Raw genomic sequence first — 644 nt, 5'->3', positions numbered from 1 at the left:
CGGTCAATCGGCTGAGTTGATTATTCATGAAGTGGTGGGAACGTTAGCTTCAAATCTACAGGGCTTATTGGAAGTGGTGGGGCAAAAAGCCGCGGTCTTCATTGCCAACCCGAACGGTGTAACCTGTTACGGCTGTAGCTTTATCCATACCCCGGCGGTCACCTTATCGACTGGGAAACCAGTGTTTGATAAAGCGGGCGCATTAGTGGCGTTGGAAGTGAAAAAAGGCACCATCACCGTTGATGAAAAGGGGCTGGATGCCACGGCGCAGGATGATGTCGATATTATCAGCCGGGCCACGAGACTTCACGGCAAGGTGCAGGCGAAAAACCTGACATTGACACAAGGGGCCAACCGGATTGATGTCAAACGCGGGACCCTTGTCCCCATTGCCGGGGACGGTGATACCCCGTGGAAAGCGATGGATACCGGGTTATTGGGGGGAATGTCTGCCCATAAAATCCGGCTGGTGAGTACCGAGGCGGGTAAGGACGTTAACCTGACCAACCTGACCGCCACGCAAGGCGACATCAGTCTGACGGCGGATGGCAAGGTGACGCTGGGCAATATACAGGCCAAAACGGATATCACCGTGAGCAGTAAAGACATTAAAACGGCGGAACAGAGTCATGTGCAGGCGGGGA

1 protein-coding gene is annotated in these 644 nt (G+C 54.2%); it reads left to right on the top strand.

Annotated features, from left to right (window positions below):
* Positions 1–644 (top strand): filamentous hemagglutinin N-terminal domain-containing protein (locus EAE89_RS24540; protein WP_214086684.1); only part of this gene is annotated, 644 nt, incomplete at both ends.

The sequence above is a fragment of the Photorhabdus heterorhabditis genome (genome assembly GCF_018448905.1).
Taxonomy (GTDB): Bacteria; Pseudomonadota; Gammaproteobacteria; order Enterobacterales; family Enterobacteriaceae; genus Photorhabdus; species Photorhabdus heterorhabditis.
The sequence above is the reverse complement of the archived record's forward strand: the minus strand, read 5'-3'. Positions and strand labels throughout refer to the sequence as shown.